Source organism: Archangium sp., assembly GCF_057119385.1.
The window spans coordinates 1-8,156 of sequence record NZ_DBNGVP010000088.1; the positions used below are offsets into that span (position 1 = coordinate 1).

General features: G+C 67.3%; 6 protein-coding genes. 3 read left to right on the top strand and 3 right to left on the bottom strand.

What is annotated here, in order from left to right; translation table 11 throughout:
* Window positions 1–230: 230 nt before the first annotated feature.
* Entirely contained in the window at window positions 231–812 is a 582-nt protein-coding gene (locus tag AC16DP_RS20895) for a hypothetical protein (RefSeq protein ID WP_329732487.1), read from the top strand.
* 73 nt (window positions 813–885) lie between these two features.
* Window positions 886–1,287: a hypothetical protein gene (locus AC16DP_RS20900; RefSeq protein ID WP_329732488.1), complete on the top strand. Its 402-nt coding sequence runs from the start codon at window positions 886–888 to the stop codon at window positions 1,285–1,287.
* Between the two features lie 84 nt (window positions 1,288–1,371).
* Here the strand turns inward: AC16DP_RS20900 and AC16DP_RS20905 are convergent, their stop codons facing one another.
* From AC16DP_RS20905 to AC16DP_RS20915, 3 genes are all read right to left on the bottom strand, one after another.
* Entirely contained in the window at window positions 1,372–2,883 is a 1,512-nt protein-coding gene (locus AC16DP_RS20905) for a Y-family DNA polymerase (protein ID WP_329732489.1), read from the bottom strand.
* Window positions 2,884–2,904: 21 nt separating this feature from the next.
* Window positions 2,905–3,753: an ImuA family protein gene (locus AC16DP_RS20910; RefSeq protein ID WP_329732490.1), complete on the bottom strand. Its 849-nt coding sequence runs from the start codon at window positions 3,751–3,753 to the stop codon at window positions 2,905–2,907.
* Window positions 3,754–4,073: 320 nt separating this feature from the next.
* Entirely contained in the window at window positions 4,074–5,288 is a 1,215-nt protein-coding gene (locus tag AC16DP_RS20915) for a vWA domain-containing protein (RefSeq protein ID WP_329732491.1), read from the bottom strand.
* A gap of 261 nt (window positions 5,289–5,549) precedes the next feature.
* Between AC16DP_RS20915 and lon the strand changes: the two genes are divergently transcribed.
* A complete protein-coding gene (gene lon, locus AC16DP_RS20920; protein ID WP_483956833.1) occupies window positions 5,550–8,018 on the top strand; it encodes an endopeptidase La in 2,469 nt (822 codons plus the stop codon).
* Window positions 8,019–8,156: the final 138 nt, after the last annotated feature.

An 8,156-nucleotide genomic window follows, 5' to 3' on the forward strand; every position in this document is an offset into this window, starting at 1 on the left:
CCCGGTCCAAGAAGGGGGCGAAGTGAACCCCGGCCAGCGTCGCTGACGCTCCGACTGTTCCGCTTGCTCCGGAACAGGCGTTCCACTTCGTCCGGAACGAGTGTTCCACATCGCCGGAATACGCACCGCCAGGAAGAGCGCGTCCTCGCCCAACGCCGTCGCCAGCCTACCGCATGGTATACTCGGGCGGATGATCATGACGGTCACAGCTTGAAAGGCGGTACGAAGAAATGATGCCGCGTTATCTCGCGATGCTAGTCGCTTCAGGGGGCATCCTGGGGTGTGCTACTGGCGGACAGCCAAAATTCTGGCGCGACCCGGATGGCAACATCATCTTCATGGGCCCCATGCTCGGCCCCACCGACAATCTGGAGACGCTCGCTCCGCAGCTTTGTGAAAAAGTCCGAGACATGCCTGGTGCCCAAGCCGGCCACCAACGTGGTGGACAGGAGTATTGTGGAGCCATCTACCAGCGTCCTGGAGATACAAGATTCTTTGCAAGCTATCCCTCCTCGCTCGGTCCGCCACTTGAACTACCGGGTGGAAGAAAAGCCTGCTTTGTCCCGAACAAGGTCAGTGACTCCGAGGCGCCGGGAGGACAAATCTACGCTGATTACCATAGCCACCCATCGGCCTCGCGGTTCTCTCCGGAAGATCTACAAGCGCGACGTCAACGCTTCTACTTCCGGGTGATGTTCAACCACATCTGTGAGGTCTATTTGTATGACTTTCAAGATCGGACGGTCTTCCAACTTCAAGACGGAAAATTCGCCCCCATCAAACAGGTGACGGACGATATCCGCGGCCAATAAAAACCTCATGTCATACATATTGAACCGACCTGTCAGCGCTCAGATGCCGCACCAGCAACCCACAGGAGGATGGATGAAGCGAATCAGCCTGGGAATCCTGATGATTGCTCTTCCCGGGTGCATTCACATCCATCGGAAGGCATCTGTTGCGCCTCACGAAATCGCTGAGCGCATCCAGTTTCCAGAATGGGGCAAAGACGCGGCCACCGTCACCGGGCCACAGCTCAAAGCACTCCAGATTGCGATGGATGATTTCCGGCCGACAGGATGGGGACCCCCCAAGAACAAGGACGCGCTGGTTCACTGCCTGCAGCAGATCGAGAACTACGACGCATGGATCAAGCGCGGCGAACGAGTCACGTTCGTTCACTTCACGCCCAAAGAAGATGAACGCTGCGGCCTCGAGCCAAGCCCTGTCGATGCCGGTGCGAGCTACGCCATCAGCGATGAGGGAGTCATTCTCAGGCGTGAATGATCACGCGGACACACCTGGGGCCAGATTGAAGCCATACACCCTCACCCCAGCCCTCTCCCAGAGGGAGAGGGGGCATACACAGGGTCAATCGAACAGGCCCTGGAGGTAGAAGCGGCCGTCTCGCGCGTCCCGGAATACCCACGCCGGGCCCAGTCCCTCGAAGTGCACCCGGTAGTAGTCCCGGCTGTACGGCCTCGCGTCCCACCAATCCCCGCTCAGCCGCTCCGGGCCCACCAGCGCCATCACCCGGCGCCGCCGCCCTCCCAGCCTCGCCGCCAGCAGCTCGCCCGAGGCCGTCATCTCCACGTCGATCGTGGCCGGCGTCCCCAGCATCCGCGAGGGCCGCTCCCGCATGAACTCGGGCACCGGCTCCGCCGCCTCCACGGGCTGCAGCAACTCCCCCTCCAGTCCGCGCCTCATGGGCGGTGGCCGGAAGGTCTTCGTCTCGTACGCATCCTCGGGCCGGTGCGTGTCCTCCAGCGCCGCCATGAAGAGCGCGTCCTCGCCCAGCGCCGTCGCCAGCCGCGAGAGCACCACCTCCAGTGCCGCGTCTCCCTCGGGCGCGTCCCCCAGTGCCAGTTGCTGGCCCCGGTCCTCGCAATCCTCCTCCACCCGGAGGATCAGCCCCGCCACCGGTCCCTCGAGCCGCACGTCCGACAGCCGGTGCCGCGTCAGTTCCAGCAGCATCTTCGCCTGAGCCGTCGGCCTCGCCAGCGTCAGCGGCACCACCGCCTGTCCCGACGGGTCCAGCTTCAACGTCAGGTTCATCCGCACCGCCGCCCGCTTCCGGCCTCCCAGCCGCCCGCACAGCCGGTCCAGCACCGTCTTCAGCGCGAACTGCAGCGGCTCCAGCGACTCGGCCGGCCACTCCAGCGTCAGCTGCTCCTCCAACACCTCCTCCAGCACCTCCGCGATGAACGGGGTCTCATCTCCTCCCCGGCAGCGCGCGTGCGCCCTCATCCCCGCCGCGCCGCCTCGCGCCGTTACCGCCCCCACCGGCAGCCCCGCCACCTCGCCCAGCGTCGTCAGCCCAAGCGCCGCGAACGCCGTCTGCTCCGGGCCCTCCAGTGCACTCAGGGGCAGCGGCGCCAGCGCCCGCGCGCTCTCTCCTTCCGGCACCACGCTCATCCGCGGCGCCCCGTGCCTCGCCAGCGCCCTCGCGGTGAACTTCTCCGAAGCCACCACCACCCTCCCCCTCCACCCCAGCTCCGAGCACTGCGCCAGCACCTTCGCGCACAGCCCCTCCTCCCCCTTCGCCAGGTGCGCCGCGCTCGCGTCGAACCACAGCCCGTCCGGCTCCGATAGCTGGAAGCCCGGCGCCAGTCCCATCAGCATCTCGCCAATGCCCACCAGCGCCCGCCGCTCCTCCTCCGGCCGGTACGGGAAATGTCTCAGCTCCGGCTCCAGCGCCGTCGCCGCCGTCAGCGTCATCCCTTGCTTCACCCCCGCCTTCAGCGCACTCGTGGACGCGCACGCCACCCGCTGCTGGCCTCGCACCTCCTCCACCAGCACGAACGGCCTGCCCGTGAGCTCCGGCAGCTCGATCACCTTGCGCTGCACCGGGAAGCGCGAAAAGTGCAGATACCCCAGCCGCATCTCCGTTCCCCTCCCCTCGCCTCAGTGCAGCGCCGTGCCCGCGTCCAGGCTCGCGCGCAACGACGGCATCGGCGTGTCACGGCCCGGGCGCTGCCACAGGATTCCCCGGTGTCCCTCCGACGGGGGCCGCTCCCTCGGGAGCTCCGGCACCGTCACGTCCTCCGCGGGCGGCAGCTCCGCTCCCCACGGCGCCTCCACTCCCTCCAGCTCCGGATAGAGCGCCTTCCACGGCACCACCGTCCTCGAGCCGATTCCTCCCTGCCGGCTTCGCACCACCTCCACCGACAGGCCCTCGCCGTCTCGCGCCTCCGTCCGCAGCCTCATCATCCCGTCCCCCGGGGCCTCCGGCGCCGTCAGCAGCAGCAGCAGGCTCCCTCCCCTCACCGCCGCGTCCATCAGCCGCTTTCCCTCCGCCGGGGACAGGCGCACTCCGCCCGCTCCCTTCGGGCCTCGCGTCAGGTCCAACACCACGCACGCGAATGCCCCACTCCTCACCAGCTGCACCGCCGACCACGCCAGCTGCTCCGCCGTCTTCGGCCGCACGATCAGCAGCCGGGCAGGATCCACCCCCGCCGCCACCGCCGCCGGCGGGTAGAGCTCTCCAGAGCCGTCCACGTACGCGCACAGCCGCCCTTCCCGGTGCGCCGACGCCACCGCCCTCAACGCCAGGCTCGTCCTCCCCGACGCCGCCTCACCCCACAGCTCCACCACCTGCCCCAACGGCAGCCCTCCCCCCGGCAGCAGCTCGTCAAAGGCCTCCACCCCCGTCCTCAGCGCCGCCAGGTACTTCCTCGGCGCCGCCTGCAACCGGCGGATCTGCTCCCTCAACGCCTCCACCGTCACCGATACCTTCTCGGCCGTCGCACTCATCACGTCCCCCGTCCCACACTGGACCTGAAATTGGGTTCAGTATGCCGTCCGGGCTGACATGCGCCAGGAAATGTCGCCTGGTGATCAGCCAGGCGCGTTCTTTTTCACGGTTTTCGGGGTGGGTGCGCAGGCGAGGCGACAGACCCTCACCCCAACCCTCTCCCAGAGGGAGAGGGGGTTTACACGGGCTCAACTCGCGGTCCAGGTACCCTCACCCCGTCCCTCTCCCGAGGGGAGAGGGGTGGTTTCTCTGGGTGGAGAGGCTCTGGTGGTGGGGCTCTGGTGGTGGGGCTCTGGTGGAGCGGCTCAGTTGGAGGGGCTCAGTTCGCGCAGAGCAGTTTGACTTCCAGCTTCTGATCCGTCGGCTTCCTCGGGCACGAGGACTGGAAGTACAGCCGCGCCGCCCTCCCCCCCGCAGATGGCTCGTACGTCAGGTCTCCCCCCGCCACGCTGCACGTCTGCACCGTCCCGTCCTCCCTCGTCACCCTCACCTGCGCCAGCCTCGCGTCCGGCAGGTTCACCACCTCGATGCTCTGCGACGTCCTCGCCAACGTCGCGATCGACACCAGCGTCTCCCGGAAGTCCGCCCGGCAGATGGAGTCCAGGTTCTTCAGCCCTGTATCGAACTGCGCCGCCATCTCCCGCTGCCGGAATCCCGGCCCGTACGACGTCGGGCAATCCACGTTGCGCACGAACGTCCCCGTCGGCGTCCGATCCAACACCGTCCCCACCGCCTTGTCCGTCAGCCCCACCGGGCCAATCGTCGCCCACAGCACCTCGCGCGTGGACCCCAGCCCATCCTCCAGGTTCCGGAAGATCCGCGCGTACTCCCGCACCGGCGTCAGCCGATCCGACTGCTCGCTGCACAGATCCCGCGTCGTTTCCTCCGTCAGAATCACCGGCGGCGGCCGCTCCGTCGAGCTGCAGTCCTCCTCGTCCGACACCACCACCACCAGCAGCCGCGCCCCGTCCCGCAGGAAGCCTCCGTTACCTCCCTCGCCCACCGGCATCGTCGACAGGGGCGGCGTCACCGCCAACCGCACCGCCTCGAAGGGCGTCTCCTGCCCGCTGCCCCTCGTCCCCACCTTCACCAGGCGGCTGAACTTCGCCAGGAGGTCCGGATCCCCCTCGTCCAGGTAGCGCTCGGCCGTGGGCTGCTCCCGCTCGTCAGGGACCGGCCTCAGCCGCCCCGCCTGATCGGGAAAATCCGCCAACTGCTCGCGGTTATCATAGAACGCGTGCAGGTAGACCGACGTCGTGATGACGCCCACGCGGAAGTCCTGCTCCACGCCGCTCCCCCGCTGGAGCTCCGCCAGGAACGCGGGCAGCTCGGAGGCAATGGCCTTCTGCTCCTCGTCCATCGATCCCGAGTTGTCGATGACGAAGAGCAGATCCGTCTTCTGGGCCGAGATCAGCGGGGCGTCCGCCTGGCACCGGCCCGGCAACGTGGAGCCGGGCTCCTCCACGGGGGACGTACACGCCACACCCCACAGGGCGGTGGCCAACAGCGCGCTCGTTCGGATGGACTGCATCATGGGGGGATCTCCTGGGAACGCGGCCGGGTGTAGCGCGCGCCCGGGCCATGGACAAAGGGGGGTCCCCGAACATGCCCCACATCCGGGGGGATGTGCGAGCAACCGTCCGGGATCCGACGACCTACACGAAAAACGCAGGCCACGTTTGCCATGTGCGTTTTGGTTGCTACGTTGAGTCAACTCTCACAGAAGATCGACAACCCAGCTGTTCTACCGGCTCGGAAGCTGTCCGGCCGGGCTGGAAACCGAGGCATCGACTACATGTCCGACGACAAGAAGAAGGGTTCCGGCGCTGCGGCCATGCCGGCTGCGATGGCGCCTCCAGGGATGATCAACAAGGAGGACATTCCCCAGGTCCTGCCGATCCTCCCCCTGCGCAATTCGGTGTTCTTTCCGGGCGGCGTGCTGCCGCTCGCGGTGGGGCGGCAGAAGACGATCGCCCTCATCAAGGACGCGGTGCGTGACGACCAGGTGATCGGCGTCGTCACCCAGCGCCGCGCCGAGGAGGAGGACCCGGGCGCGTCCGACCTCTACACGATGGGCACCGTGGCCCGCATCGTGAAGCTCCTCAAGATGGGCGAGGACAACTACTCGCTCGTCGTCCAGGGTCTGGCGCGCTTCCGCGTCATGGACCTGGTCCAGGAGGCCCCCTACCTCAAGGCCCGCGTGGAGGCCGTGGAGGATCGCACCTCGGCCGAGAACGTCGAGGTGGAGGCCCTGGGCATCAACCTCAAGAAGCTGGCGCGCGAGGTCATCGAGCTGATGCCCGAGCTGCCCGCCGCGGCCACCGAGCTGGTCGAGTCCATCACCCACCCCGGCCACCTGGCGGACCTCATCGCCGCCAACGTGGACGTGCCCATCGAGGAGAAGCAGGCCGTCCTCGAGACGGTGGACCTCAAGGCCCGGATGAAGCTCGTGCTCGAGCTGCTCAACCGCAAGCGCGAGATCCTCAAGCTCTCCAACAAGATCGACTCCGCCGTGAAGGGCGAGATGTCGAAGACCCAGCGCGAGTACTACCTGCGCCAGCAGCTCAAGGCGATCAAGGAAGAGCTCGGCGAGATGGGCGAGGAGGAGGAGGAGCTCGACGAGCTGCAGGAGCGCCTGAAGAAGGCCGGCCTGCCGCCCGAGGTGGAGAAGGTGGCCAACAAGGAGCTCAACCGCCTGAAGACGATTCCGGCGGCCTCCAGCGAGTACACCGTCGCGCGTACCTACCTGGATTGGATCGCCGACCTGCCCTGGGCCAAGCTCAGCGAGGACAACCTCGACATCGAGAACGCCCGGCAGACGCTGGACAAGGACCACTACGGCATCAAGAAGGTGAAGAAGCGCATCTTGGAGTACCTCGCGGTGCGCAAGCTCAAGAACGACATGCGTGGGCCCATCCTCTGCCTGGTGGGGCCGCCGGGTGTCGGTAAGACGTCGCTGGGTCAGAGCATCGCCAAGGCGGTGGGCCGCAAGTTCGTGCGCCTGTCGCTCGGCGGCGTGCGTGACGAGGCGGAGATCCGTGGCCACCGGCGTACCTACGTCGGCGCGCTGCCGGGCCGGTTCATCCAGAGCATGAAGAAGGCCGGGACCAAGAACCCGGTGATGATGCTCGATGAGATCGACAAGCTCGGCGCGGACTTCCGCGGCGACCCGAGCGCGGCCCTTCTCGAGGTGCTGGACCCGGAGCAGAACAACACGTTCAGCGACCACTACCTGGACGTGGCGTTCGACCTGTCCAAGGTGCTCTTCATCGCCACGGCGAACCAGCTGGATCCGATCCCTGGCCCGCTCCGTGACCGCATGGAGATCATCGAGCTGTCCGGCTACACGTTCGAGGAGAAGCAGAGCATCGCGCGCATCCACCTGGTGCCCAAGCAGCTCAAGGAGCACGGGCTCAACTCGGACCACATCTCCATCACCGATGAGGCCCTGCTCACGCTGACGACCGCGTACACGCGGGAGGCCGGTGTGCGTAACCTCGAGCGGCGCATCGCGGACATCTGCCGCGCCGTGGCGGTGGAGGTGGCCGGCGGGAAGATGGACAAGCAGAACATCGATGGAAACCGGGTGAAGGAGATCCTGGGGCCCGAGATGTTCTACTCCGAGGTCGCCGAGCGCACCGAGGTGCCGGGCGTGTCCACGGGTCTGGCCTGGACGGCGGCCGGTGGAGACCTGCTCTTCATCGAGGCCACCAAGATGGCGGGCAAGGGCGGCATGACGCTCACCGGCCAGCTGGGCGACGTGATGAAGGAGAGCGCCACGGCCGCGCTGAGCTACCTGCGCAGCAAGGCGGAGGTGCTGGGCATCAACCCGAACTTCCTCGAGAAGACGGACCTGCACCTGCACTTCCCCGCGGGCTCCATCCCCAAGGATGGTCCCTCGGCCGGCGTGACGATCCTCACCGCGCTCACCAGCCTGCTCACGGGCATCCGGGTGCGCGGCGACACGGCGATGACGGGCGAGGCCACGCTGCGTGGCCTGGTGCTGCCGGTGGGCGGCATCAAGGAGAAGGTGCTCGCGGCTCACCGCGCCGGCATCAAGCGCGTCATCCTCCCGGAGCGCTGCCGCAAGGATCTGCAGGACGTGCCGGATCAGGCGAGGAACGACATCGAGTTCATCTTCGCCACCCGCATGGACGAGGTCCTGGAGGCCGCGCTGGAGACCTCCCCTTTCAAGAAGGGGGTCACCGAGGGTGAGAAGTCGGTGCCGCCCCAGGCGGAGCCGGCTCCCGAGGTCCGCGCTTGACGCGGCCCTGAGCCACTCTTGAAGTCGATGGCGGGCAGGTCTCCGGACAGGGGGCCTGCCCGTTGTCGTTCGTGGGGGTCTCCGGCCCCCGTGTATGCTCCCTGGAACGCCGGACAGTCGGCCGGGGTCCGAGGAGAC

Excerpts from the sequence above, each read along its gene's own strand:
- AC16DP_RS20895 (WP_329732487.1), top strand. The coding sequence starts at position 231 with ATGATGCCGCGTTATCTCGCGATGCTAGTCGCTTCAGGGGGCATCCTG.
- AC16DP_RS20900 (WP_329732488.1), top strand. The coding sequence starts at position 886 with ATGAAGCGAATCAGCCTGGGAATCCTGATGATTGCTCTTCCCGGGTGC.
- AC16DP_RS20905 (WP_329732489.1), bottom strand. The coding sequence starts at position 2,883 with ATGCGGCTGGGGTATCTGCACTTTTCGCGCTTCCCGGTGCAGCGCAAG.
- AC16DP_RS20910 (WP_329732490.1), bottom strand. The coding sequence starts at position 3,753 with ATGAGTGCGACGGCCGAGAAGGTATCGGTGACGGTGGAGGCGTTGAGG.
- AC16DP_RS20915 (WP_329732491.1), bottom strand. The coding sequence starts at position 5,288 with ATGATGCAGTCCATCCGAACGAGCGCGCTGTTGGCCACCGCCCTGTGG.
- lon (WP_483956833.1), top strand. The coding sequence starts at position 5,550 with ATGTCCGACGACAAGAAGAAGGGTTCCGGCGCTGCGGCCATGCCGGCT.